This is a genomic window from Streptomyces triticirhizae (assembly GCF_003696235.1).
Classification (GTDB): domain Bacteria; phylum Actinomycetota; class Actinomycetes; order Streptomycetales; family Streptomycetaceae; genus Streptomyces; species Streptomyces triticirhizae.
In genome coordinates this window covers 1-24,950 of record NZ_RFFJ01000049.1, presented here as the reverse complement: position 1 = coordinate 24,950, position 24,950 = coordinate 1, and the positions used below count along the sequence as shown (strand labels likewise).

Genomic DNA, 24,950 nt, shown 5'->3' with positions numbered 1-24,950 from the left:
TCCCCTTCCGCCTGTCAGACGGCGGTCAGTTCGGAGAAGCTGGTCTGGCCCAGCTCGGCTCTGAGCTTGGCCAGCGCACGGCTGGAGCGGGAGCGGACGGCGCTGGAGCTGGTACGCATGGCCTCCGCCGTCTGTTCGATGCTCAGGTCCTCCCAGTACCGCAGGACCAACACGGCCCGGTCCTTGGGTGGAAGGGTGGCAAGAGCCTGGAGCAGGGTGACCCGAAGCGAGGAATCCCCTATCTCCACGGGCCGATCCGGCAGCCAGGGGGCCGGCTGCTCTTGGCTGCTGCGTCGCCTGCGGTGCGTCAGGCAGACCCGGACCAGCGCCTTGCGCGCATAGGCGTCCGGGTTCTCGATGCAGCGTCTGCGGTTCCACACCGTGAACATCCGGCCGAGGGTCTCCTGCACAAGATCCTCGGCGAGATGGATGTCCCCACCGGCCATCAGGCACGCAGACCGGTAGAGCGCCGGGCTGCGGCTCTCGGCGAACTGGCGAAAAGACTCCTCGTCCCGCCGCCCCATCACGTCCCCCTGGCTGTTGCTCTCTCGGCCCGGGGACGTCCATGGTCGCCCCCGGGCCACTGGGATGGTGACACGGGCGGCGCCAACCGGTGGCGCCACCCGTGTCGGCTCCTCGACCGCCGGCCGAGGTCAGCCGCATCAGCTGAAGAGCGCCCGCCACTCGTCGGCGATCACGATCTCGGCCAACTCCGCCGCGCTCAGCGGGGTGTCAACCCGGCTGGGCTCCGACTCCCAGTCCTCCATGTTCCACGAGGTGATGTCGAGGCCACTGCCGTCGGGGTAGGTCACCACGGCCCAGCTCAGCGCGACCGGGTCATCCTCGCTGGCCGCCCAGTCGCAGAACCACAGCAGGGTGCCGTCCGCCAGCTCCTCCTCCTCGCACTGCGGCTCGTCGGCCGCGTCATCCGGGGACAGGCGAGTGACGGCCGACGGCTCCTCCTCCGGAGCCTCGATCGGCGTGGCGGTCGTGATGTCGACCAGCCCGGGGCCGTTCCCGTCGTCGACGGTCAGCATCGCCCGGCCGGGGTCGTCGTCGGTGCCGTCGATGATCTCCAGGCCCTCGGGGGCCAGGGCACGGAAGGTGGAGCGCAGCTCGGCCGACGGGATGTCGGTGGACGGGTCCTCCCAGTCCTCCGGCGGACCCCACTGCTCGTCGGCCGCGTCGAACACCTGCTGCCAGACCGGGGCCTGGACGACTTCGGCGAGCTGCTCGAAATCAACCGGGGGCGTGTAGGAGTCCGGGTCCTCCAGGCCCGACAGCTCCTTGCCCTCGGAGAGCACCACCGTGCGCCCGCCCGGCTCCTCCGGGCCGTCCCCGCCCGGGCCCTCCAGCCAGACCTCCCAGTCCCGCTGGTGGAAGGGCTCTTCGACCTCCCCCTCGTCCGAGTAGTCCCAGGTGACATAGGAGAGGATGGAGCCGTCCGGCAACTCCGTGTCCTCGCAGGTGAAGCTCTCGTCACCCGGCTCCGGCTCCCCGAAGCCCTGGCAGCCGGCGACCTCCCGCCAGTCGTTCGTCGGGATGCGGAAGGCGCTCAGGTCGAACGTGGTGCCGCCCGTGCCGTCCTCGGCCACCAGGGAGGCGCTGACATCGGGCCCCTCGTCCAGTCCGAAGCCCTCGGACTCCGTGATCTCCAGCTCCTGCGGAAGCAGCTCCGTCAGCGTGGCGACCAACTCCTCGCCCGTCTGCGGGACCTGTCCCTCGTCCGCCGACGGGTCAGCGAGCCTCCCCGTCTCCGCGTAGCTGGGAGAGGCGGCGACCATGGTGGCCATCGCCGCCGTGGCCACGGCGGCCATCAACGCCAACCGGCGCTTGGACGACCGCCGCTCGACCGTCTCCCCGCTGTGCTTGCTCATGCGCTACGTCTCCCTCGTGGCTCTCATCGGCTCGGGCCTTCCGGCCCTCCGGCGAGCGCGTCCCCCGCGTCTCTCGCCCCGTCACCCATAAAGACGCGCTGACCCACGGCGCATGTCGCAGACATTCCCAAAGTTTTTTTCGCGGCGGCGCCCGCGACGACGGCGGCCCGCCCACGGCGGCGCGACGCCGAGGGCCGCCGCCGGCCCGTTCCGCGTGGGCGACACCGCCGCCCCCGGCGACGCGCCCACCGCCTCCGGCATCGCGCAGGACGTGCGACAGACCGCCACCGTCCTGGGCGACATCGTCTTCCCGCTGAGCGGCACCTCGGGCCCCGGCCATGGCGCGGCCGTTCCGCCGAGGCGTTCCGGGAGAACTTCGACGACGACTTCCGCCCCAAGGTGGCGGCCGCCAGGGAGTCCTTCGCCGTCGCCGCCTCCGCGCTGGAGGACTGGGCAGCGCACAGGCCCGAGGCGCAACGCCGCGCCCGCGACCTGGAGATCGAGGCCCGCGAGGCCCAGTCCGCCCTCGCGGCGCTGCCCTCACCCACGCCGCACCAGCTCTCCCTGACGCTCCGCTCGGCGGGGACGCTCTTCGTCGGCAGCTCACCGCGGCTGATCGACGGGAAGCCGTCCACGGCGACCCTGCTGGTCACCGTGCGCGGCTTCGACTACGGCGACGACCCACGCGTCGCCGCCGAGGGCGCGCTGCACGCGATGGTGGCCGCCAAGGGGAAGGGCTGGACGGGCGGGGTGTACGAGCTGCCGTGCGGCCCCGCCGCCGTGGTCACCGGCGGGCACGCCTACGAGGTGCCCTGGAAGGACCCGTCCCGGCCCCCGTTCACGCCGCGCTTCGCCGAACTCCAGGCGCACATCCCGGTGCCCACCCACCCGTCGCTGCCCGAACGCCACCTGCTGACGGTCACCTTCTCCACGCCCCACCCGGGGCACTGGGACGCCTACATGCCCTCTGTCGCACGGCTGTTGCACACCGTTACCTTCGTCCCCGAGGGTTCGGCGCCCGCCGAGACCGTGAGCACGTCCCGGAAGGAAGGCGAGCCGGCACGGCGATCATGAAGGGCACGATCATCGAGAAGGGCACCCAACGCGCCGCGCGACACTGCCCGCAGGAGCGCCCCCGGGTCGTCTTCCAGGTGTCCGTCGGGTCGTTGGGCGAGACGCTGTTCTGGGCGTCCTTCCTCTTCTGGGTGCTCGACCTCTACGAGACGCTGGTCGAGCGGCTCTACACGGTCGTCCTGACCGACCACCATGTCCTGTTCCTCCGCACCGGCCGCGTCTTCCACCGCGTCAAGCGGGTCAAGTACGCGATTCCGCGCGGGCAGTTCCACGAGATGTTCGGCGACATGACGTGGGACGGCGAGGGCGAGGCCCGGTTCCGCCTCCGGCTGCCGCGCGGCCGGCGCCGCAGGAAGGCGAACGTGGCGCTGGCCTGGCAGCAGGAGTTCCACTACTTCCTCACGGCCCTCGCCCAGGACCACCAGCCGCAGGGACAGCAGCGGGTCCAGGCGCAGGGCGGGTACGGCGTTCCGCAGGCGGGGCACGGGCCGGGGCACGGGCCGGGGCAGCGACAGGCGTACGGGCCCGGCCCGCCGGCCCAGCGCTAGCGCGCCGGCGGCCGCGCGCCGGCGCACCGGGTCAGGGGATCACCTCGGCCGGCGGGGGCGGTCCCGGCGGGGTCGCGTCGGGGCCGAAGGGGGTGCCGCCGAGCTGTTCGCGGTGGTGTGGGGTGGCCCACCCGGACAGGTCGGGCCCGGCCGGGACGACCCCGGTCGGGTTGATGCCGCTGTGCACCCGGTAGTAGTGCTGCTTGATGTGGTCGAAGTCGACCGTGTCGCCGAACCCCGGCGTCTGGTACAGGTCGCGGGTGTACGCCCACAGCACCGGGTCCTCGGTCAGCTTGTTGCGGTTGCACTTGAAGTGGCCGTGGTACACCGCGTCGAACCGCACCAGCGTGGTGAACAGCCGGATGTCGGCCTCGGTGATGTGATCGCCGACGAGGTAACGCCGTTCCGCCAGCCGCGCGGAGAGCTGGTCGAGGCGGTGGAAGACGTCCGCGTACGCCGCCTCGTACTCGTCCTGGTCGGTGGCGAACCCGGCGCGGTAGACGCCGTTGTTGACGTCGTGGAAGATCTCCTCGGCGATCTCGTCGATCTCGTCGCGCAGCCGCTCCGGGTAGAGGTCCGGCGCGCCGGGCCGGTGCGACGCCGTCCACTCCGTGGCGAGGTCGAGGGTCATCTGCTGGAAGTCGTTGGTCACGAGCGTTCCGGTGGGAACGTCCACGATCGCCGGCACGCTGACCCCGCCCGGGTAGCCCGTCTCCCGCGCGTCGTACGCCTCGTGCAGGAAGCGGATGCCCAGCACCGGGTCCCGCCCGTCCGGGTCAAGGGTGAACCGCCAGCTGCGGTCGTCCTGGATCGGGTCGACCACGCCCAGCGACAGCGCGGACTCAAGGCCCAGCAGCCGCCGGGAGATCAGCACCCGGCTCGCCCAGGGGCAGGCCCGGCTCACCACCAGCCGGTACCGACCGGCCTCCACCGGCCAACCGTCCCCGCCCTCGGCGGTGATGCGGTCGGTGAAGTGGCTCCGCGAACGCTTGAACTTCTTTCGGCCGTACTCGGTGTTGCCCTCGCCCAACCCGGTCATTCCGCTTCCGTCGTCCCTTCGCAGTCTCGTCGGGTTCCGTCCGGCTCCCCAACGGTTCGGAGCGTCCCGGCGATCAGAGCATCCCGGCCGGCGCGGGGCACCTCTGCCACGCCGAATGCCGCGCCGAACGGTTCGGCGCCGCCCGGCGACGGCCGGAACGGCCGGGCCCGGCGCCCCGGTCGGCCGGCGCCGACCGGCCGCGCCCGGCGCTTCCGCTTCGAACGCAGCGTGCCCGCGCACGGCGCGTTCATGCGGCGCCCCGCCCCCGAATCGGCGGGCGCCGTCCGCGCGGTCGCCGCGTGGGGCGGCCGTAACGAACAAGCCAACTGACCCCGAACACACGGGACATGTGGACGCAACGGTTTCGTGGCGCGCCGGGAGGAGGTACGTTGCTTGCGGGAGCGCTCCCACGATGCACGGCGGTATACCTCGACGACGGTTCGAGGCGACCACCCCCCAGCCGCGCACGGTGGAGGCGAGCAGGTGAGCCGTTCGCCGGCCGGCCACGCGGAAGCGGCGGTCGTCCGACCCGGAGTCGAGGAGGACACTAGAGGGGACCCCCCACATGGCCATTCGACCTCCCAACGACCGGAGCAAGTCTCCGCTGCGCAGGGCGCGTTACCTGAGCCTTCTGGTGACGGCGCTCATCGCCCTGGTGATGACGAGCCTGCCATCCCCCGCGTCGGCCCACGGCGTCGCGATGTCGCCAGGGTCGCGCACCTACCTCTGCTACCGGGACATGATCGAGAACGGCACCCCGGCCAACCCGGCCTGTGCCGCCGCGGTGGCGGAGACCGGCACCACCCCGCTCTACAACTGGTTCGCCGTGCTGGACTCCAACGGCGGCGGCCGCACCCAGGGTTACATCCCGGACGGGGAGCTGTGCAGCGGCGGCCACAACGGGCCGTACGACTTCTCCTCCTACAACGCGGCCCGCGCCGACTGGCCGACCACCAGCCTCCGGGCCGGCTCGACCATCGAGATCAAGTACAGCAACTGGGCCGCCCACCCGGGTGACTTCGACGTCTACATCACCAGGAGCGGCTGGTCCCCCACCCAGCCCCTGGGCTGGGGTGACCTCGAACTCATCGACAGCGTCACCGACCCGCCCCAGTCCGGCGGCGCCGGCTCCGACGGCGGGCACTACTACTGGAACGTGACCCTGCCGTCCGACCGGACCGGCCAGCACATCCTGTATGTGCACTGGATTCGCTCCGACAGCCAGGAGAACTTCTACTCCTGCTCGGACGTGGTGCTGAACTGAGGTGAGCTGAACCCAGCCCACCCGAACCCCAGCCCACCCGAACCGGGTTGACCCGAGTGATCGGGTTCGCGGGCGAGGGCCCGCCGGGGATCGCCCGGCGGGCCCGTCCGACGGCCCCCGACCCGGTGCCCCAGGAAGATCACCGACGATGACGCGAGCGCGTCATCGTCAACGCCCCTGAAGAGAGGCCGAAGAACGCCACCCGCCGGTGAGCACAGCCGACGAGTTCCTCGACGAAGTCGCCACCTTCCGCCGACGCATCCCCAACCTCACGGGGCAGTGCCTCTAGGCCACAAACAGGTCCTCCGGCAGTCCGCCGGGCCGGTCCTCGACGCCGGACTGCCGCAGCCCCACCGTCCACAGCCGCCGCTGCACGGCAGGGTCGGCGGACACCGGGTTGGGGTCAACGGCGCGCTTCTCATGGAAATAGGCCCCGTTGATCCGCTCGGCGTCCTCCCGCTCGGCGAGGCGGACGATGTTCTCCGCCCCGTATCCCGCGCGGTGGGGCGCGATGATGAAGGTCGAACGCACCATCTTCGTGGCGCACATGCCGGGGTGCAGGCTCACCGCTGTCACGCCCCGCCCGCCCATGCGCCGGGCGTAGGCCGCGGTGAAGGTGGTCAGCGCCAGCTTGGACTGGGCATAGGCCGTCATCCGGTCGAATCGCTGCTCCAGTTGCAGGTCGTCCCAGTGCAGGCGCCCCCAGCCCTGGGCGACGGAGCTGACGTTCACCACCCGTCCCCCGGCGGAGTGGAGCGCCGGGGTCAGTCGGAGCGTCAGCGCGAAGGCCGCGAGGAAGTTGACCTGCCACTCCAGTTGGAGGCCGTCGTCGGTCACCCGCCGCGTACGGGGACTGCTGTTGGGGGTTGCCACGCCCGCGTTGTTGACCAGCAGGTCCAGGCGGGGCAACGCCAGCGCGCGGTCGGCCAGGGCGTGCACCGCGTCCGTGCGGGACAGGTCAGCGACCAGCCCCTCTCCCCTGCCGTCGGCCGCCTCGCGTCGCACCTCGCGCAGCACGCGGTCGACGCGCCCGGAGTCGCGCCCATGCACCACCACCCGCCAGCCGCGCCGGGCGAGCCGCAGCGCTGTCTGACGCCCGAGCCCGGACGTCGCTCCGGTGACCAGCGCCACCTGATCCCCACCGTTCATTCCACCGCCCCTTCCCCTGTCGAGCACGCGACAGTACTCAACGTAACGGCGAACGAGACCCACCGCGAGGCCTGAAGGGCCTCGCGCGGTGGTAGCCGTGACACTGGTGCTGCCGGCACCAGTGGTCGAGGCCGGGTCAGGGAAGGCGATCACCAGCGCCCCTAACCTCCCCGTTACCTGCCCTTCCTTTTATTGGCAATGTCACCGACGCAACTATTACCAGCACCACCCCCTACCTATCCCAGCATTTCGTTGACACCCGACATCCCCCCCTGCCAGCATATTCCACCTCACCGCAAACGAGTTACTGGGGGAAATTATGGGGGATTCGGATTCGCTGGAACCCGTTCTCGTGAATACGGCTACCGGAGCGGTGCCCGTCGAAGACCTCGGCATAACGCTCATGCACGAGCACATCTTCGTCCTGAGCACGGAGGTGCACCAGAACAACCTGCAACTCTGGGACGAGCAGGCTCAGATCGACAATGCCGTGCGAATGCTGCGAGCGGCAGCCGAGCGCGGCGTCAAAACCATTGTCGACCTGACGGTCATCGGGCAGGGCCGTTTTATACCTCGCATCAAGGAGGTTGCAAAGCGCCTACCGGAACTCAATATCGTCGTCGCGACCGGCGTGTACACCTACAATGAAGAGCCCATGTACTTCGCGTTCCGCGGCCCGGGGCGCGTCTTTGAGGGACCCGACCCGATGGCCGAACTCTTCATACGGGACATCACCCAGGGAATCGGCGACACCGGTGTGCGCGCCTCCGTGCTCAAGTGCGCCACCGAGACCGAGCACCTGCCCGAAGGCGTCGAGCGCGTGCTGCGCTCCACCGCCCAGGCGCACCGGGAAACCGGCGTGCCGATCCAGACGCACAGTAACGCCCTGGCGCGCAACGGCACGCTCCAACAGAAGGTCTTCGCCGAGGAGGGCGTGGACCTCTCCCGCGTCGTCATCGGGCACTCCGGTGACACCGACGACATCGACTATCTGCGCCAACTGCTCGACGCCGGCTCCTACCTGGGCATGGACCGGTTCGGCATGGAGTTCATCGCCCCTCCCGAGCAACGGGTGGAGACGGTGGCGGCCCTGGTGCACGCGGGCTACACGGACCAGCTGGTGCTGTCGCACGACTGCCCCTGCTTTCTCGACTACCTCACCACCGACCAGCGGGACATGGTCGCGCCTGACTGGAACTTCACATACCTCCACGACCAGGTGCTCCCCGCACTGCGCAAGGCGGACGTAAGCGACGAGCAGATCCACACCATGCTCGTCGAGAACCCGCGCCGCGTCTTCTCCCGCAACGCGCCCTACTGATCCCGAACCGCACTGATCCCGCACCCTACCGATCTCGACCAAGACCGGAGGAATCTCCGTCATGACGACCCCATCGTCACCCCAGTGCCCGTTCGCGGCGGAAAACACCGAGGCCCCGCCCGAGGGCCCATGGGAGGAGCTTGGCGCGGCGCTCTCCCTGGACAATGACCACGTCAAGGCGTGGGTGGAACGCGTGCCGCCCGGCGAGTCCCGTCCCCTGCACACCCACCGCAAGCCGTGGGCGACCGTGGTGCTCAGCGGCGCCAAGGTCCGCTCCGTCGACGCCAGGGGCGAAACCATCGCCGAGGGTGAACTTCCCACCCACGCGATCCTGTTCAACCCGGCCGAGGCGCCGCTGTGCCACCAGATGTTCAACATCGGGGACACCGAGCTGGTGATGGTGGGCATCCAGCTCGAACACGCACCGCCGACCAGGGAGGCCGCCGAGGTCGAGACCCCCGAGGTCGAGCCCTCCAAGGTCGACAAGACCGAGGCGGCCGCCGCGTGATCCCGTTCACGACGGTCGTCGTCGACTACGGGGGCGTGCTGACCAATCCGCTGTCCGAGACGTTCGACGCCTTCGCCCGCCAGGTGGGCATCAGCTCCGACGCGCTGGCCACCGCGTTCCTGGCGGCGACCGAACGCCACGGTCAGACGCCGATGGCGGCCCTGGAGGTGGGCGCCATCACCGAGCGGCAGATGGTGGAGCGCGTCGCCGCCGAGCTGCCGCCCGGGGACGATGAGGCCCTGGCGGTCCTGGGCGAACGCCCCTTCGGGGAGCTGTGGTTCGCCGGCCGCACGCCCAACGAGCCGTTTCTCCTCTTCCTGAGGAAGATCGCCGCGGAGGGACACCGGCTCGCGCTGCTCACGAACAACGTCCGCGAGTGGCGGCCACGCTGGCGTGCGCAGCTGCCGGTGGACGAGCTGTTCTCCGTCGTCGTGGACTCCCACGAGGAGGGGGTGCGCAAGCCCGACCCCAGGATCTACCGGATTCTGCTGGAGCGCCTGGGCGCCTCCCCGCAGGAGTGCCTGTTCGTCGACGACACCAAGGAGAACTGCGACGCCGCCGAGTCGCTCGGCATTCGCTCCGTCCTTTTCACCGACACGGACAGCGCCATAGACCAGCTCACCGAGGCGCTCCGTACTCCGCTCATCAACTCGCCAGGGGGTACGAGATGACAGCCGCGACGACAGAAGAGGTGCTGGTCGTCGGGGCCGGCCCGACCGGCCTCACCACGGCCTGCACGCTGTTCTCCATGGGAGTGCCGTGCCGCGTCGTCGACCGCCGCGAGGGGCCCGGCGAACTGCCCAAGGCCCTCATCCTGTGGAGCGGCGCGCTGGAGTGCCTGCGCCGCCTGGGCGTCACCGACGAACTCGCCAGCCAGGCGCTGCCGTTGCGGGGCGCGAGCTACTGGTCGAGGAAGAAGCGCATCGGCAAGATGGACTTCGACATCCCCAACACCGCGTTCCCCCAGCCGCTCTGCGTGCCGCAGCCCGTCACCGAGGCCGCGCTGCGCAACCGGCTGACCGAGCTTGGTGGCAAGGTCGAATGGGGAGTGGAGGCCATCGGCGTCAGCCCACACGCCGACGGCGTCACCGTCGCCCTGCGCTCCGGGCAGTCCGGCGCGCGGCGGACCGACTTCTCCTGGGTCGTGGCGGCGGACGGCACCCACAGCAGGCTGCGCTCCGACATCGGCATCTCCATGGAGGGGCACACCTACGACCGTGTCTTCCTGATCGGCGACGGCCCCCTCGAAGGCCCCGCGCCGGAGGCGGAGGCGCAGTACCACATCACCACCGACGGGGTGTTGGTGATGGTGCCCCTGCCGGGCGGCGAACACCGCGTCTTCTTCGACGTCCCCTCCGACGCGCAGACCGAGGCCCCCACCGACGAGCGGCTTCAGCAGCTCCTCGACGCCCGGGGCCCCGGCAACCTGCGGATCACCGGCAGCCGGTGGACCAGCCTCTTCACCGTGCACGCCAAGGTCTCCCCGAGCTTCCGCGTCGGCCGGGTCTTCCTCGCCGGGGACTCCGCGCACGCGCACAGCCCGGCGGGCGGGCAGGGTCTGAACACGGGCGTTCAGGACGGCTACGACCTGGGCTGGAAGCTGGCCTCCGTGCTGCGCGGCCTGCCGCCGGACCTCCTCGACAGCTACGAGCCGGAGCGTAAGCCGCCGTCCGCGCGGGCGGTGAAGAACGCCGACCAGCAGACCAGGATGTGGCTGCTGCGCAATCCGATGGCACGCGCCATGCGGGACGCGACGATGCAGTCGATGTCCCGCCGCGGGCTGCTGGAGAAGCAGATGCTGCCCCAGCTCGCCCAACTCGACCTGGACCTGTCCGACAGCCCCGCCCTGCGCGATCTCGCGGGCAGCTCCGCCGTGCCGAAGGCCGTTCGCCTGGGCCGGCGTGTGCCGGACATCCCCCTGACCCCCACGCCCGAGCACTCCACGGACGCCTCCTCGCTCCTCGACTACCTGGGGTCGGGGGGACACGTGCTGCTGGCCTTCGGCGGGGAGGCGGCGGGGGAGGTCGCCATCCGCGCCGCGCAGTGGCTGGGCGGCCGGGGAACCTCGGGCCTCACCCGGGTGCTGTGGGTCTGCCCCACAGCCGACTCGCCGTCGCCCGCCATCCGTTCGGAGGCGGCCGGCGCGGGCTGCGACACCGCGCGCACCACGGACACCGCCCTGGGTTCGGAACGGACCTCGCCATGGCTGGCCTACATCCGCCCCGACGGCATCGTCGGAGCGCGGGCCGGCGTCTCCAGCGTCCTCGACCTGTTGAGCCTGCTGCCCCGCGTCTCCGCCTGATCGACACGGCGGTTGAAACGCTCCCGCACGCCCTCTTCACCGGTCACTTCCGCTCTTGAGAAAAGAGAACCGTCCGCTCATGACCGTTTCCGAAACAAGCTCGACGACCACCCAGCCGACCGTGCCCCAGCCGACCGCGACCACACAGCCGCTCGCGGCCCTCTCCTACGACGCCACCGTGCCCCGCAACCTCGTGCACCGCACCTCGGTGGCGGAGGTGTTCGTCACCGACTCCGCCGAGACGGCACCGCACACCTACGCTGTCGCGGCGCAGCTCCCGCGCGGCCATCTCATCGGCGAGAACGCCCCGATCTACGACTACACCCTGCTGATCGAGGTGGTCCGTCAGGCCGGCGTGCTGGCAGCGCACCGCTACCTGGGCGTCGAGCTTGGCACCGTGTTCATCTTCCGCCACCTCCACCTGAGCACCGTGGACGTGGAGCGGCTGAGGATCGGCACCGACCCGGCACAGGTGTTGGTCCGGATGAAGGTCGAACCCCGGCGCAACAAGGCGGGGCGCCTCCAGGGTTTCACCTTCACCGGCGATGTGTCGCTCGACGGCGGCGTGGTCCTCCTCGGCGAGGGCACGCTCCTGGTGCTCTCCCCGCAGGCGTACCAGAAGCTGCGCGCCAAGCGGCGCACCGCCGGTCCCGACGCCCGGCTGCCGCGCTTCACGCCGGCGGCGCCGACCACCGTGGGACGCCGGGAGCCGCGGAACATCTTCATCACCGAGCCGGTCTTCACCGGCCGCAGTGAGGCCTCCTGCGTGCTCGTGACGGACCCCAGCCATCCCCACATGTTCGACCACCCGCTGGACCACGTGCCGGGACACCTCCAGATGGAGGCGGCACGGCAACTGGCGATAGCCTCCGTCTCCCGGCTCCACGGTCTCTCGGCGGAGACCCTGACCATCGGCGGCATCACCACGGACTTCAACGACTACGCCGAGCTGGACCACGTGACCGAGTTGCGGGCCAGCGCCGACGGCCTCCAGCGCCATGACACGCTGTCGACGCTGGCCGTGCCGGTGACCATCGAGGTGGCGCAGGGCTCCACGGTGACCACGACCATCCGGGTCGAGGTTGTGCAGTGGGGCATCTGAACGATCCCGCGCCCGGGGCGGATTCGGTCCCGCGCCGGGTCCTGGTGACGGGCGCGACGGGGCTGCTTGGCGGCAACACCGTCCGCCGGCTGCTGGATCTCGGCAGCCAGGTCACCGCCGTCGTCCGCGACGAGGCCCGCGCCAGGGCTCTGCTCCCCGCCGGCGAGGGGCTGACGCTGCGGCGCTGCGACCTGCGGGACACCGAGGGGTTGGCGGCGCTGCTGCCGGGACACGACGCCGTGATCCACACGGCGGCGTACTTCAGGGAGTACTACGCGCCCGGCGGTGGGGACCGGGAGTTGCTGCTGCGGACCAACGTCGACGCGACCCGCGCGCTGATACTGGCCGCGGCCGCGTGTGGCGTGGAGACGGTCGTGCACCTCAGCTCCATCGGCACCCTTGGCTCCGGAACGCGGGACAGGCCCGCCGACGAGGACACCCCGCCGGGCCGGCACACCAGGCGGAACGGGTACTACGACAGCAAGGTGCGCTCCGAGGAGATGATCGCCGCGCTTCCCGCCGATCTGCCGGTGCGGGTGCCGATCATCCTTCCCGGCTGGATGTGGGGGCCGGGCGACGCGGGCCCCACATCCGCCGGACGGCTGTTCCTCTCAGTCGCCAACGGCTCGCTGAGGGCCGTTCCGAAGGCGGGGAACCATGTGGTGGACGCCCGTGATGTCGCCGCTGCCTGCGTGCGGGCGGCGGTGGACGGGCGCCACCGGCGGCGCTATGTCGTCGCGGGACGCTGGGTGCCGCTGCCCGAGGTCTGCCGGCTGGCCGCTCAGGCGGCGGGGAGCCCGGCGCCCCGGGCGGTGCCCGCCCGAAGCGCGATGGCCGTGGCGGCGCTGCTCGAGACGACGGCACGAGTGCGTGGCCGCACTCCTCCCGCGACGCGGGCGGGCGTGCGGGCCCTGCTTGAGGGAAACAGGAGAAGGGTCAGCTCTGAGCGGGCGATCGCCGAACTCGGCGTGGTCTTCCGGCCCCTGTCCGAGACGATGCGGAGTCAGGCCGACTGGCACCGGCGCCACCCGGCCCTCGGAACCGCGGTGGCCACGAGCGGCGCGTCGTAGCCCCCTGAGATGGCCGCTGTCCCGGGCGGGTCGTTCCCGCCCGGGACAGCGGCCTTCGCGCGTGGGCGTCAGAGCGGGCGAACGGACTGCGCGTGGCGGAAGACGTCGGAGGGGTCCCAGCGGGACTTCACCTCCTGTAGGCGCCGGTAGTTGTCCTTGAAGTAGAGGGCGTGCCAGGGAACGCCCGAGGCGTTGTACGCCGGGTCCATGATGTCGGTGTCCGGGTCGTTGAAGTAGCACCCGTCGGTCTGGTCGTTGGGGACCGGGTAGCCGCCGGTGTCGGCGAAGGTGTCCCGGAAGACCTCACGCTGCCAGCCCAGATGGGTGGCGTCCTCGCCCGGGGCCGTCCAGAAGCTCTCGAAGAGGGCGAAGAACGCCGTGTCCCGGTGCGGGTAGGGAGTGGCGGCCGGATCAACCGCGTCGTGCTGACCGCCTCCGCCGTTCAGGGAGATCGCGGCGTGGGGGTTGTTGTAGTCCTCGCGCACCATGTGCCGGTGGATGACGGCGAGTTGCTCATCCGTGAAGCCTCGGCGCAGGAAGGCCGACTTCGTGCCGCTGCGCAGGGAGTGGTCATAGAACATCGCCTGGTTGCTCGTGCCCACCAGCTTGGTGGAGGCCAGCCAGCTCACGCGGCGGGTGGGGATGGTGGCGGGGATGCCGGTGTCCCTGATCAGGGCAGCGGTGTAGTCCGCCAGAAGCTGGTCGGCGTTCGGGTTGCCGCCGTCGACCTGCGTGAACAGCGAGACGCCGCCCTGGGGTCCCTGCCTCAGCACCAGATACCCGGACAGGTCGATGAAGCGCGAGTCAACCGAGCCGTTGGCGATGTGCCAGTCGGCGAAGTTGCGCATCAGGGAGCCGAACTCGGCGTCGTCCAGGGCGCTCCACGGCACCTCGGCCAGGCCGATCAACACCTCCGGCGGCGGGGCCGGCAGTTGCGCGCTGGGATCGGTGCCGGTGGCCTGCGGGGAGCGGAACCAGAAGCGCGTGATGACACCGAAGCTGCCGCCTCCCCCACCCGACACGGCCCAGCACAGGTCGTGAGCGGGGTCCTCGGGATCGCGGGAGGCCACCACGGTGCGGGCCTGCCCCGACGCGTCGACCACGACCATCTCCACGGCCTCGATCTGGTCGGCGACAAGACCGTACTTGCGTGTGAGCATTCCGAAGCCGCCGCCGCTGGCGTGCCCGCCGATGCCGACGGTCAGGCAGGCCCCGCCGGGCAGGGTCACTCCCCACCCCCGGTAGAGCTGTTCGTAGATCTGCCCGAGTTGGGCACCCGCCTCGACGCAGAAGGCGCGTCGCTCCGCGTCGTAGAACACCTCGTTCATCAGGGAGACGTCGAGGATGACGTCGATCTCGGGATTGCAGACGAAGTCGCCGTAACAATGTCCGCCACTGCGGACGGACAGCCGCTTCCCGGCGTCGACCGCCGCCTGCACCACGTGCTGAGCCTGCCGGGCGGAGCCCACCAGATGAACGGCCTCGGGCGTGGCCACCCAACGCTGGTTCACCCCCCGACTCAGCTCGGCATACCGGGAATCCTGCGGAACGACGCTGAGGAGGTCGGGCTCCGCACCACACTGGTCGGCCGATATCGACTCCTCCGCGGCCGCCTGCCGCGCGCCGACAGAGAGCGGAAACACGGCGGACGCGGTCGCGATACCGGCAAGCAACCGGCGTCTGTTAACCCCGTTGGTCATAGCGGAATCTCCATGAAAAAGCGGCAGAAGGGGCCAGGGCACAATTCGGCACCCAATAACGGACAGGCCGAATTCCGCTCATCGTAGGTCCCGTTCACCAGCCCCTCCGAGGGGATTCCGGGGTGCTGATCCCACTATCACCGGCGTTGCCAGTGCCACGAGTTGTGCCAGATCGCGGCGGCCATCGACCTCGGCGACGGCCCGAAGGCCGGGCGCGGTCGAGAGGGTGTTCAGGTCCCGCGTCACACCGTGGCCCTGAACACCCTCTCCTCATGCCCCGTCACCGGCCCGGGACATCGGACTCGCCCGTCCGGCCTCGGGCCCTTACGAAGGTGGTCCGAGGTGAGCGTCGCCGCCGGTGGGGGATGTCGCCACCAGCCGGGCCAACAGTTCCCGCTCCGGGGAGTCGGGGGCCGCGAAGTGCGTCACCACGCTGCATCCCTCGGAGCCCTCGACGGCCAGCTTCATGAAGAGCAGCCTCATGCTCCCCACCTTCGGGTGGTTGAACCTGCGTTCGGCGGGGGTGAAGGACCCCAGCTCGTGGCTGCGCCACAGCCGCTCGAACTCCGGGAAGCCGGCTCGGAGTTCGTCAACCAGCTCGATGAGTCGTGGGGCGCCCGGCTGGTGGGCTGACTCCGCCCGCAGGATCCCCACCAGCCACCGGGCCTCCGACTCCCAGTCGGGCAGCAGGTCGCGGGCCCGCGGGTCATTGAAGAGCAGCCAGATGACGTTGCGCTGGGCCTTCGGCAGCTCGGCCAGCGTGAGGTGCAGCAGCGCCTCCTCGGCGCGGTTCCAGGCCAGGATGTCGAAGAACCGGTTGATGGCGTACGCCGGATTCGGGTTGAGCAGGTCCAGCAACTCCTGCACGTGGAGCGGCGACTCGGTCTCCACCGCCGCCGGTCCCTTCGCCTTCTCTCCGGCGAGCCGGAACAGGTGAGCCTGCTCCACGGGGGACAGCCGTAACGCCTTCGCGATGCTGTTCAACACCTGTTCAGAGGCGTTGATATCGCGCCCCTGTTCGAGCCATGTGTACCAGGTCAGGCTCACCCCGGAGATCTGCGCGACCTCCTCGCGTCTCAGCCCGGGCATACGTCTGCGCCCGGACGATGCCAGCGGCAGACCCGTAACGGACGGGTCGACCCTCCGGCGTCGAGATCTCAGGAAGTCTGCCAGCTCCTTGCGTCGTAATTCGTCTCTTTTTGCCATGCCGTATATACCCCCCCTTATGTCTGTACGGCACATTTGTGGTCTGTGTGGCCGCTCGGGCCGGATCGGTGGTGCTGTGACCAATAGTGCTCTCAGTGGTCTTCCAGGGAAACTTCGGTCACCGAACACTGGGAATTCGACGGGACGAGTGGCCGTCCGCTGTCCTCACGCGTCATCCACCTAGACGAGAGACGTCATGGATACACAGAGTAACATCCCTTCTGGTCAAAGTGATGATCTGGTGTCTGCGGATGCCGTCGATAGCATCCTTGCAGACCTCTTTCTTACCCCGGAAGGGCTGACCGATCCGTATCCTCGCTACGAGCGCGTCCGTGAGCTGACCCCCGTTCACCAGACCGCTCTGGGGCATTGGGTCGTCACGCGATATGACGACGTAGATACTCTGATGCGTCATCAGCAGGGCCTCAAAGACCCGTACCGGGTATTCGCTCCCTGGCTGAAGAAGGAGGAGTGGCCGGAGCACGCCGCGCTGCGCCGTCTCCCCGACATCCTGCTGTGGATCAACCCGCCGGACCACACTCGACTGCGCAAGCTCGCCAGCTACGCCTTCACGGCGAAGGCCGTGCGGGGGATGCGCCCCCGGATCGAGGGCATGGTCAGCAGCCTCGCGGACCGTCTCCAGGAGGCGGGCTCCCTGGACTACATGAAGGAGTTCGCCTACCCGCTGCCCGCCATGGCCACCGGCACCATGCTGGGCCTGCCGGAGGCCGACCTGCCCCACCTCCAGGACCCGATGCGGGCCTTCCAGGACGTGTACGAACTGGGCCTCACCGCCGAGGACCTCGCGGCCTGCGACGCCGGCGCGGCGATCACCGACGCCTACTTCACCGATCTCGTCAACGAGCGGCGAGCCAAACCGGGCGATGACCTGCTGTCCGCGCTGATCGCCGCCAAGGACGGCGATGACCGGCTCACCCAGGGCGAGCTGATCGGCATGTGCAACCTGCTCTTCGGCGCCGGCTTCGAGACCACCACCAACCTGCTGGGCAACGGCCTGTTCGCGCTGCTGTCCCACCCCGAGCAGATGGCGCGGCTGCGGGCCGAGCCCGAACTCATACCGGGAGCGGTCGAGGAGATGCTGCGCTTCGACAGCCCCACACAGCTCGTCAACCGCGTCGTCGACGAGGCCCTGGAGATCGGCGGCACCCTCATCCCCGCCGGGGCCTCGGTCATCGGTCTCGTCGGTTCCGCGCACCGTGACGCGCGCCGCTACACCGACCCCGACGTCTTCGACGTCACACGCCAGGAGGCCAGCGTGCTCTCCTTCAGCTCCGGCATCCACTACTGCCTGGGCGCGGGTCTGGCCCGAGTCGAGGCGCAGGTCGCGTTCACCACCCTGCTGACCCGCTTCCCTCGCCTGCGGCTCGACGCCGACTTCGACGAGGTCCGGTTCCGGCCACGACTGACGCTGCGCGGCCTGGAGTCGCTGCCGATCGCCGTCGACTGACACCCAGGGAGTCACGCGATGGAACGGGCCGTCACACCCCCCACGGCGACCGGCCGGGGCGCCTCGTCGCCCCGGCGGGTGCCGGTGCTGCTGCTGGCCGTGGCCTGCGGGATGACCGTGGGCAACCTGTACCTGGCGCTGCCGCTGCTCGACGTCCTCGCCGACCACTTCGACGCCAGCCAGCCGTCGACCAGCCTGGTGGTGGTGCTCTCCCAGGCGGCCTACGCCCTGGGGCTCGTCCTGGTGGTGCCGCTGGGCGACATGCTCGACCAACGGCGCCTGATCCTGGTGCTGATGGCGGTGGAGGCGGCCGCCCTGCTGGCCGCCGCCCTGGCCCCCTCCCTGGCACTGCTGTACCTGGTGGCCTTCGGCGTCGGCGCGGGCGCCGTCGTCGTGATGGTGATGGTTCCCTACGCGGCTTCCCGGGCGCCGGAGCACGCTCGCGGCCGGGTGCTGGCCAGCGTGATGAGCGGCCTGCTGATCGGCTCGCTGCTCGTGCGTTTCCTGTCCGGCGTGCTGGGCGAACTGGTCGGCTGGCGCCCGGTGTACCTCGGCGCCGCCGCCGCCTCGCTGATCCTGACCCTGCTGCTGGCCCTGCGCCTGCGGCCCGAGGCCAAGCGGCCAGAACCCGCGACGCACGGCTACGGCGCCCTGATCGCCTCCCTGCCCGGACTGCTGCGCGAGCACGCGGTGCTGCGCGAGCGCGCGCTGTACGGTGCGCTGTGCTTCGCCGCGTTCGCCGCGTTCTGGACGCCGCTGCCGTTCCTCCTCGCCGGGGACCCGTACCACTACGGCTCGGGCGCGGTGGGTCTGGTCAGCCTCCTGGGGGTGGGCGGCGTCGTCGCCGCCGGCATCGCGGGGCGGCAGGCCGACCGCGCCCCCGGAGGGCGCCTCACCTTCCTGATGCTGACCGGCGTCACGCTCTCCTTCCTGCCGGCCCTGGGCGGCGGAAGTCAGCTGTGGCTGCTCCTGTTGGCCGCGATCCTGGTCGACTTCACGGCCCAGGGCGCCCACCTCAGCAACCAGGGCGAGATATACCGGCTTCCGGTCCAGATCCGGGGGCGCGTCACCTCGGTCTACATGACGGCGTACTTCATGGGCGGCGCGGTGGGTGGCATGGCCTCCGCCGGGGCGTACGCGGCCTGGGGCTGGTCGGCGGTGTGCCTGCTCGGCGGCGGTCTTTCGGGCGTCGCGGCCCTGGTCTGTGGAATTCGGTGGTGGCGTGACCGCTAGTAGTTTTCCCACCCTTGTTGGGTAGCGACGCCATTCATACGCTGCTGGAGGCATCCGGGTTCCGTCGCGCCTCCACCGCTCTTTTCTCCTTCTTCTTCTCCTTTTCCTTAGTTGTTCCCTTAGTGGTTCCTTTAGTTGCTGGAGGGTTCAGTGAGCACGAAGCGCACACAGCTCGCGGATGGCCTGGAGGTCTCGTCCCTGGGCCTTGGGTGCATGGGAATGGCCGAGTTCTACGGTGAGCGAAACGATCCCGAGTCCGTCGCCACCATTCACCGCGCCATTGACCATGGCCTGGACTTCATCGACACGGCCGACATGTACGGCGACGGTGTGTCCGAGGAGATCGTGGGCAGCGCGCTGCGCGGTGGGTGGCGTGAGAAGGTCACCCTCGCCACCAAGTGCGGCATGATCAGGACCGAGTCGGGCGTGGCCCTCGACGGCTCGCCCGAGCACATCCACCGCGCCATCGACGCCAGCCTCAAGCGCCTCGACACCGACCACGTCGACCTCTACTACCTGCACCGCCTTGACCCGGAGGTGCCGATCGAGGAGTCCGTGGGCGCCCTGTCGGAGATCGTGGCGCAGGGCAAGGCCCGGTTCATCGGCCTCTCCGAGATGGGCCCCGGCACCATTCGCCGTGCCCACGCCGTGCACCCCATCAGCGTGCTACAGACGGAGTACTCGCTGGCCACGCGCTTCGTCGAGGAGCGAATCCTGCCGCTCTGCCGGGAGTTGGGCATCGGGTTCGTGGCCTGGGGCCCGCTCAGTCGCGGCCTGCTGTCCGGTCAGATCCTGCGGGACGAGGACCTGGCCGAGACCGACCTTCGGCGCTTCCTGCCCCGGTTCGCGCCCGACAACCTGGAGCGGAACGGCGCGATCGTCTCGCGCCTCAACACGATCGCGAGCGACAAGGGCTGCACCACCGCGCAGCTCTGTCTCGCCTGGCTGGTCGCCCAGGGCGTCGTGCCGATCCCCGGCAGCCAGGACCGGGACATGCTCGACGAGAACGCCGGTGCGCTGGACGTGGACCTCAGCGCGGACGACCTCGCCCTGATCGAGGAGGCGGCGCCACGCGGCGCGTTCGTCGGCGACCGCTTTCCCCCCAGCCTGACGCACCTCGTCGAGGAGGACTGAGGGGGCCGAGGTTGCCGTGAGCCTCCGCCGACCAGGCGGAGCAGTAGGTATCTAGGAGAACTGATGAGTGCGAACTCGCAACCCCGTACCGCGCTGGTCACCGGAGCCTCGGGCGGGCTCGGCCGGCGCATCGTCGACCAGCTCGTCGCCGCGCGGTGGCACGTCATCGCGGCCGTGCGCAGCGAGCAGGCGCTGAGCGACCTGCCGCGCGGCAGCGTCACCCCCGTGACGCTCGACGTCACCGACCCCGACTCCGTGTCAGGCGCGGTGACCGAGATCAGCCCGCTGATCGCGGAGCACGGCCTGAACGCCCTGGTCAACAACGCCGGCGTCATCGTTCAGGGCCCCGTCGAGCTGGTCCGCCCGGAGGAACTGCGCCGTCAGTTCGAGATCAACGTCGTCGGCCAGATCGCCGTCACCCAGGCGCTGTTGCCGGCGCTGCGGCTGGCCGGCGGCCGGGTGGTCAACGTCGGCGCGATCACCGCGCGGGTGTCGGTGCCGTTCTTCGGCCCGGTCGCCGCCTCGAAGGCGGCGCTCGCCCTGCTCAACGACGCCCTGCGCATGGAACTGCGGTACCAGGGGGTGCGGGTCAGCCTGGTGGAGCCCGGCGCCCTTGAGACGGCGATCTTCGACAAGGCCGACCAGGCCGCCGCCGAAGCCGGTTGGCGCGGCGGGCCCGAGGCCGAGTCCTGCTACCGCCAGGCCCTGGCGGACGGTCGCGCCGCCGCCGCCAAGCAGAGCCGCACCCCCGCCGACAAGGCGGCCGCCACCGTGGTCAAGGCCGTGACCGCGCGCCGCCCCGCCACCCGCTACCGGGTTGGCTCCGACGCCCGCGCACTGGCCATCCTGCGCCGGCTGCCCGACCGACTGCGGGACAGCATCCTGATGAGTTCGGTCGGCCTGAAGAAGTCGAGTTTCCCCTCCGAAGCGGCGCTCAACTCCCGCTGAACACCTGCGAAAGAGCCCCACGAAAGGCCCTCCCATGCTCCAGTGGCTGGCCAGATCGACCACGACCCGGCCCCGCCTGTTCCTTCTTCTGGCCCTGCTGTTCGTCGCCGCATCCGTGGTCCTCGGCGGCGGCGTCGCGGAGCGGCTACAGAACGGCGGCACGACCGACCCGAACGCCGAGTCCACCCAGGCCGCCGAACTCCTGGACCAGAAGTTCACCGACGGCCGCCCCAACCTCGCCCTCCTCGTGACGGTGCGGGACGGCGCGGACGTCGACGACCCGGCGGTGGCCTCGGAGGGGACGCGGCTGGCCGACCAGCTCGCCCAGGAGGACGACGTCCTCGGCGTGAACTCCTACTGGGCGACCGGGTCCCCCGCACTGCGCAGCGGCGATGGCCAGCACGCGCTCATCGTCGCGCGCATCGCCGGCACCGAGGACGAGGCCGGTGACACCCTGGAGCGGATCACCCCCGACTACCAGGGCGTTCACGGGCCGGTCGAGGTCGCGTTCGGCGGCGCCACCCAGATCCGCTACGACGTCGAGACCCAGAGCCAGGATGACCTTCTTCTCGCGGAGATCATCGCCCTTCCGCTGACGCTGCTGGTGCTGGTGCTGGTGTTCCGCAGCGCGATCGCGGCCCTGCTGCCGATCTGCGTCGCGCTGGTCACCGTGATGGGCACCAACGCGGCGCTGCGGGTCGTGACCGGCTTCACGGACGTGTCCATCTTCGCGCTGAACCTCACCACCGCGCTCGGGCTCGGACTCGCCGTGGACTACGGCCTGTTCATCGTCCGCCGCTACCGCGAGGAGCTGAACGCCGGGCGGCCGACCCAGGAGGCCATCCGGATCACGATGGCCACGGCGGGTCGCACGGTCGCCTTCTCCGCGCTGACCGTCGCGGTGTCGCTCTCGGCACTGCTGACGTTCCCGATGTACTACCTGCGCTCCTTCGCGTACGCGGGCATAGCCGTCGTCCTGATCGCGGCGGCCGCCGCGCTCGTCATGCTGCCCGCCCTGATGATGGTGTTGGGCCACCGGATCAACTCCGCCGACCTCACGCGGCTCTTCGGCGGCCGCCGCGCGGCCGGCCGGGACGGCTCGGCGACGCCGGGGCGGCGCTGGGCGGCGGTTGGCCGGGCGGTGATCAGACGCCCGGTCGGGTTCGTGTGCGCCGGCATCGCCGTGCTGGTCGTCATGGCGCTGCCCGTGTTCTCCGTGTCCTTCGGCAACATCGACGACCGGCAGCTGCCCGACACCCTGGAGTCCCGGCAGGTCCACGACGTGATCCGGGAGACGTTCGACGCCCGGCCCACCGGGGCCCTGGAGGTCCTGGGCGACGGTGTGGACGCGCAGGCACAGCTGTCCGAGATCGACGGCTACGCGGCCCGCGTCTCGGAGCTTGAGGGCGTGGCGCGCGTCGAATCGGCCGCCGGCGTGCACCAGGAGGGCCGGCTCGTGGTGGAGCCGGGACCGGCCAACGCGGCCTTCGTCAGCCAGGACGGCTCGGCCACCTACCTGTCCGTGATCCCCTCCGTGGAGGACGTCTCGCCCGAGAGCCAGCAGCTCGTCCGCGACATCCGGCAGTTGGACTCGCCCTTCCCCGTGCTGGTCGCGGGTGGCGCGGCGGAACTGGTCGACACCCAGGACTCCATCGCGGACCGGCTGCCCGGCGCGCTGGCGATCATCCTGCTGGCCACCACCGTCCTGCTGTTCCTGATGACCGGCAGCCTGGTGGTCCCGCTGAAGGCCATCGTGCTGAACTTCCTCAGCCTCGGCGCCACCTTCGGCGCCGTCGTGTGGGTCTTCCAGGAGGGGCATCTCACCGGCGTGGTCGGCGACTTCACGGTCACGGGATTCGTCGCCGCGACCCTGCCGGTGCTGATGTTCTGCGTCGCCTTCGGCCTCACCATGGACTACGAGGTGTTCGTCCTCTCCCGGATCAAGGAGGAGTACGACCGAACCGGCGACACGTCCGAGGCGATCGTCCACGGCCTGCGCCGCAGCGGCGGCGTGGTGTCCGCCGCGGCCGGCGTGCTGGCCATCGTGCTCGTCGCCATCGGCACCTCCCAGGTCGTCAACCTCAAGATGCTCGGCCTCGGGCTCGCCCTGGCGGTGCTCCTGGACGCCTTCCTGGTCCGTGGTCTGCTGATGCCGGCGGTCATGCGGCTGCTTGGCCGCGCCAACTGGTGGGCCCCGCGCCCGCTGAAGAGCCTTCACGCGCGGTTCGGCATCAGCGAGGAGGGCACGCCGTCCACCCCGGCGGCGGCCCCTGGGCCACTCCCCGAACGCGAACGGACCGACGTCGCGGGCTGATTCCCGGCACCGCGATTCCCTGATCGTCATGGCGCGCCCGACCCCCGTGGGCGCGCCATGATGGCTTTCCGCCCCCGGCACGAACACCGTCAGGAAGGGGGGAGGTCGGTGGCTCTCGTCCGCGGCTGGGGACTCTCCTTCGGGTCTTCGCGGGCGATGGCCCGGTCGACGGCCTCGCCGAGGGTGTGGCCGCGCAGCGGTGCGGTGGAGAAGTGGCGCCAGGAGTCGGGGCGTTGGGCGAGGGCCTCGACGACGAGGCTCAGCACGGTGGGGCGGCCGTCGTCGCCGGCCGGCGGGGGCGCGGCCAGCGCGAGATGCGCCGGGAGCGCGCGCAGGGTGGGCGCGTCGCGGTGCGCGCTGCGGGTCACGGCCTCGGTCCAGGCGCGGGCGGCGCCGGGGTGCTCACCGAGCAGGTCGGGGAGTCGGGTGGTCAGGCGGAGCAACGCGGCGGTGGGCGCGGTGTGCCGGGCCAGCAGCGTCTCGACGTCGGGTCCCGAGGGGTAGCCGCGCACGGCGTGGGCCAGCAGCAGGCGTTCGAGGGTGGCGTCGCGGGCGCCGGGGCCGGCCATGCGCTCCAGGGTCTCGGGCGGCTGGCAACTCAGCTCGACCAGCGGCGGGTTGGCGGGGATGCCGCGCCAACCGAGGCCGAGCGCCCTGCGGACGGCGGTCAGGGCACGGTCGAACGCGGGGTCCTCGGCGGCCGGGTAGGCGCCCCTGCGGCGGCGCCGGTGGGCGTGGCCGCGCTCGGCGTCGGCGAGGAGTTCGGCGGCGCGGGTCCACAGCTCGCGGCGGTATGCGGGCAGCAGGGTGGCCAACTCGGCCAGCCAGAGCAGCTGTTGGGGCTGGGTGACGGGGAAGCCGGGGCGGGGACGCCAGAGTTCGAGCGCGGTGAGGGCGGCCCGGGCGAACCGGTCGCGAAGGGCGGCCCTGGTCTCGGGCGGGGTGCGCCAGACGGGGGCGGGTCGGCCTTCGGCGGCCCGAGGCGGCGCGTGTGGGTCGGCGGGGTCCGGGGTCAGCAGGGGGCGCCAGCGTTCGGCGAGGGCGCGGGCGATCCAGTCGGTCGCGGTGGCGAGGCCGCGTTCCGGGGTGGCGCCGAAGGTGCCCAGGTAGGCCAGCGGAAGGCGGCGGTCCGGCTCGGGGAGCGCGGCCAGTTCCTCGGCGACCAGCGCGGCGGTCTCCTCGGGTGTGTGGCCCTCGACGCGCAGCCGGCAGATCCGGCTGGTGAGGGCGGCGCCGGCGAAGCGGGCCAGGTCGGCCTCGGCGAGGTGGACCAGCAGCGCGGCGGGAACGGCGTGTGGAAGGGTGCCCAAAAGGAGTTCGCTGACCACGGCCCTGGCCTGTCCGTCGGCCAGCAGCTCCCAGAGTTCGGCGATCCGGCCGGGGTGGGTGGTGAGCACCTCGCGCCAGAGCGCGCGCCAGGTGGTGAGCGCCGCGCCGTGCGCCGCCACCCAGGCGTTCAGCTCCTGGCCCTCGGCGAGTTGGGCCGGGGGACCGGGCAGCAGGGGAACGGCGGCGGCGAAGACCTCGGGGGCCAGCTCGGGGTGGCGCAGGACGAGTTGGGCGGCGTTCGGTCGTTCGGCGGCCTCGGGGGTGACGGGCGCGGGCTCGGGAACGCGCCGGCGCAGCTCGGCGGCCACGGCGGCGCGCAGCGCTGCGGGCGCGCCGGCGTGCGCGAGGGCGCCCAGCCGGTCGT

Annotated in this window: 20 protein-coding genes and 1 pseudogene; 14 read left to right on the top strand and 7 right to left on the bottom strand. The window is 70.9% G+C overall.

Features of this window, described 5'->3' with window-relative positions; genetic code table 11:
• Positions 1-14 precede the first annotated feature (14 nt).
• Both EBN88_RS11630 and EBN88_RS11625 read right to left on the bottom strand, forming a co-directional pair.
• On the bottom strand, positions 15-524 hold the full coding sequence (locus EBN88_RS11630; protein WP_122183769.1) for a SigE family RNA polymerase sigma factor: 510 nt from the start codon (positions 522-524) through the stop codon (positions 15-17).
• Positions 525-662: 138 nt separating this feature from the next.
• Positions 663-1,877, bottom strand: a complete 1,215-nt coding sequence (locus EBN88_RS11625; protein ID WP_122183761.1) for a hypothetical protein — start codon at positions 1,875-1,877, stop codon at positions 663-665.
• A 399-nt stretch (positions 1,878-2,276) separates the two neighbouring features.
• Between EBN88_RS11625 and EBN88_RS11620 the strand changes: the two genes are divergently transcribed.
• Both EBN88_RS11620 and EBN88_RS11615 read left to right on the top strand, forming a co-directional pair.
• A complete protein-coding gene (locus EBN88_RS11620) occupies positions 2,277-2,951 on the top strand; it encodes a hypothetical protein (RefSeq protein WP_122183760.1) in 675 nt (224 codons plus the stop codon).
• Complete coding sequence (locus EBN88_RS11615) at positions 2,948-3,499, top strand: hypothetical protein (protein WP_122183759.1); 552 nt, start codon at positions 2,948-2,950, stop codon at positions 3,497-3,499. The genes EBN88_RS11620 and EBN88_RS11615 overlap by 4 nt, the downstream gene beginning before the upstream one ends.
• A gap of 31 nt (positions 3,500-3,530) precedes the next feature.
• Here the strand turns inward: EBN88_RS11615 and EBN88_RS11610 are convergent, their stop codons facing one another.
• Positions 3,531-4,538, bottom strand: coding sequence for a glutathione S-transferase family protein (locus EBN88_RS11610; protein ID WP_122183758.1), 1,008 nt, complete (start codon positions 4,536-4,538; stop codon positions 3,531-3,533).
• Positions 4,539-5,196: 658 nt separating this feature from the next.
• Between EBN88_RS11610 and EBN88_RS11605 the strand changes: the two are divergent.
• Positions 5,197-5,799 (top strand): annotated as a pseudogene (locus EBN88_RS11605) (lytic polysaccharide monooxygenase auxiliary activity family 9 protein); the annotation flags it as partial.
• 288 nt (positions 5,800-6,087) lie between these two features.
• Here the strand turns inward: EBN88_RS11605 and EBN88_RS11600 are convergent.
• Positions 6,088-6,951 (bottom strand): SDR family NAD(P)-dependent oxidoreductase, encoded by an 864-nt coding sequence (locus EBN88_RS11600; RefSeq protein WP_122183756.1) that lies wholly within the window; start codon positions 6,949-6,951, stop codon positions 6,088-6,090.
• Positions 6,952-7,270: 319 nt separating this feature from the next.
• Between EBN88_RS11600 and EBN88_RS11595 the strand changes: the two genes are divergently transcribed.
• The 6 genes from EBN88_RS11595 to EBN88_RS11570 all read left to right on the top strand — a co-directional run bounded on the left by EBN88_RS11595 (position 7,271) and on the right by EBN88_RS11570 (position 13,254).
• Positions 7,271-8,272: a phosphotriesterase family protein gene (locus EBN88_RS11595; RefSeq protein WP_122183755.1), complete on the top strand. Its 1,002-nt coding sequence runs from the start codon at positions 7,271-7,273 to the stop codon at positions 8,270-8,272.
• Positions 8,273-8,333: 61 nt separating this feature from the next.
• Positions 8,334-8,780 carry a cupin domain-containing protein gene (locus EBN88_RS11590; RefSeq protein WP_122183754.1) on the top strand — a complete coding sequence of 149 codons (447 nt, stop codon included), beginning with the start codon at positions 8,334-8,336 and terminating at the stop codon, positions 8,778-8,780.
• On the top strand, positions 8,777-9,451 hold the full coding sequence (locus EBN88_RS11585; RefSeq protein ID WP_233580606.1) for an HAD family hydrolase: 675 nt from the start codon (positions 8,777-8,779) through the stop codon (positions 9,449-9,451). Before EBN88_RS11590 ends, EBN88_RS11585 begins: the two co-directional genes overlap by 4 nt.
• Complete coding sequence (locus EBN88_RS11580; protein ID WP_122183753.1) at positions 9,448-11,082, top strand: FAD-dependent monooxygenase; 1,635 nt, start codon at positions 9,448-9,450, stop codon at positions 11,080-11,082. Before EBN88_RS11585 ends, EBN88_RS11580 begins: the two co-directional genes overlap by 4 nt.
• A 79-nt stretch (positions 11,083-11,161) precedes the next feature.
• On the top strand, positions 11,162-12,184 hold the full coding sequence (locus EBN88_RS11575; RefSeq protein ID WP_122183752.1) for an AfsA-related hotdog domain-containing protein: 1,023 nt from the start codon (positions 11,162-11,164) through the stop codon (positions 12,182-12,184).
• Positions 12,172-13,254 (top strand): NAD-dependent epimerase/dehydratase family protein, encoded by a 1,083-nt coding sequence (locus EBN88_RS11570; protein ID WP_122183751.1) that lies wholly within the window; start codon positions 12,172-12,174, stop codon positions 13,252-13,254. The genes EBN88_RS11575 and EBN88_RS11570 overlap by 13 nt, the downstream gene beginning before the upstream one ends.
• A gap of 68 nt (positions 13,255-13,322) precedes the next feature.
• Here EBN88_RS11570 and EBN88_RS11565 read toward each other — a convergent pair whose 3' ends face one another.
• Positions 13,323-14,765, bottom strand: a complete 1,443-nt coding sequence (locus tag EBN88_RS11565) for an FAD-binding oxidoreductase (protein ID WP_233580605.1) — start codon at positions 14,763-14,765, stop codon at positions 13,323-13,325.
• A 513-nt stretch (positions 14,766-15,278) separates the two neighbouring features.
• The gene (locus EBN88_RS11560; RefSeq protein ID WP_158621356.1) at positions 15,279-16,160 is read right to left on the bottom strand and encodes a helix-turn-helix transcriptional regulator; all 882 of its coding nucleotides are present in this window, start codon (positions 16,158-16,160) and stop codon (positions 15,279-15,281) included.
• A gap of 406 nt (positions 16,161-16,566) precedes the next feature.
• Between EBN88_RS11560 and EBN88_RS11555 the strand changes: the two genes are divergently transcribed.
• The 5 genes from EBN88_RS11555 (at position 16,567) to EBN88_RS11535 (ending at position 23,257) form a co-directional block, all read left to right on the top strand.
• Positions 16,567-17,628: a cytochrome P450 gene (locus tag EBN88_RS11555; RefSeq protein WP_158621355.1), complete on the top strand. Its 1,062-nt coding sequence runs from the start codon at positions 16,567-16,569 to the stop codon at positions 17,626-17,628.
• Between the two features lie 18 nt (positions 17,629-17,646).
• Complete coding sequence (locus EBN88_RS11550) at positions 17,647-18,861, top strand: MFS transporter (RefSeq protein ID WP_122183747.1); 1,215 nt, start codon at positions 17,647-17,649, stop codon at positions 18,859-18,861.
• Positions 18,862-19,011: 150 nt separating this feature from the next.
• Positions 19,012-19,995: an aldo/keto reductase gene (locus EBN88_RS11545; protein WP_267902550.1), complete on the top strand. Its 984-nt coding sequence runs from the start codon at positions 19,012-19,014 to the stop codon at positions 19,993-19,995.
• Between the two features lie 63 nt (positions 19,996-20,058).
• Positions 20,059-20,943 carry an SDR family NAD(P)-dependent oxidoreductase gene (locus EBN88_RS11540; RefSeq protein WP_122183745.1) on the top strand — a complete coding sequence of 295 codons (885 nt, stop codon included), beginning with the start codon at positions 20,059-20,061 and terminating at the stop codon, positions 20,941-20,943.
• Between the two features lie 34 nt (positions 20,944-20,977).
• Positions 20,978-23,257: an MMPL family transporter gene (locus EBN88_RS11535; protein WP_122183744.1), complete on the top strand. Its 2,280-nt coding sequence runs from the start codon at positions 20,978-20,980 to the stop codon at positions 23,255-23,257.
• A gap of 89 nt (positions 23,258-23,346) precedes the next feature.
• Here the strand turns inward: EBN88_RS11535 and EBN88_RS30510 are convergent.
• Positions 23,347-24,950: hypothetical protein (locus tag EBN88_RS30510; RefSeq protein ID WP_199742327.1), on the bottom strand; the 1,604-nt coding region annotated here is incomplete at its 5' end.

Bases quoted from the DNA above. Each gene is read 5' to 3' on its own strand.
- EBN88_RS11555 (WP_158621355.1), top strand. From the start codon at position 16,567: ATGCGTCATCAGCAGGGCCTCAAAGACCCGTACCGGGTATTCGCTCCC.
- EBN88_RS11535 (WP_122183744.1), top strand. From the start codon at position 20,978: ATGCTCCAGTGGCTGGCCAGATCGACCACGACCCGGCCCCGCCTGTTC.
- EBN88_RS11610 (WP_122183758.1), bottom strand. From the start codon at position 4,538: ATGACCGGGTTGGGCGAGGGCAACACCGAGTACGGCCGAAAGAAGTTC.
- EBN88_RS11540 (WP_122183745.1), top strand. From the start codon at position 20,059: ATGAGTGCGAACTCGCAACCCCGTACCGCGCTGGTCACCGGAGCCTCG.
- EBN88_RS11575 (WP_122183752.1), top strand. From the start codon at position 11,162: ATGACCGTTTCCGAAACAAGCTCGACGACCACCCAGCCGACCGTGCCC.
- EBN88_RS11595 (WP_122183755.1), top strand. From the start codon at position 7,271: ATGGGGGATTCGGATTCGCTGGAACCCGTTCTCGTGAATACGGCTACC.
- EBN88_RS11615 (WP_122183759.1), top strand. From the start codon at position 2,948: ATGAAGGGCACGATCATCGAGAAGGGCACCCAACGCGCCGCGCGACAC.
- EBN88_RS11590 (WP_122183754.1), top strand. From the start codon at position 8,334: ATGACGACCCCATCGTCACCCCAGTGCCCGTTCGCGGCGGAAAACACC.
- EBN88_RS11550 (WP_122183747.1), top strand. From the start codon at position 17,647: ATGGAACGGGCCGTCACACCCCCCACGGCGACCGGCCGGGGCGCCTCG.
- EBN88_RS11625 (WP_122183761.1), bottom strand. From the start codon at position 1,877: ATGAGCAAGCACAGCGGGGAGACGGTCGAGCGGCGGTCGTCCAAGCGC.
- EBN88_RS11630 (WP_122183769.1), bottom strand. From the start codon at position 524: ATGGGGCGGCGGGACGAGGAGTCTTTTCGCCAGTTCGCCGAGAGCCGC.
- EBN88_RS11600 (WP_122183756.1), bottom strand. From the start codon at position 6,951: ATGAACGGTGGGGATCAGGTGGCGCTGGTCACCGGAGCGACGTCCGGG.
- EBN88_RS11580 (WP_122183753.1), top strand. From the start codon at position 9,448: ATGACAGCCGCGACGACAGAAGAGGTGCTGGTCGTCGGGGCCGGCCCG.
- EBN88_RS11560 (WP_158621356.1), bottom strand. From the start codon at position 16,160: ATGGCAAAAAGAGACGAATTACGACGCAAGGAGCTGGCAGACTTCCTG.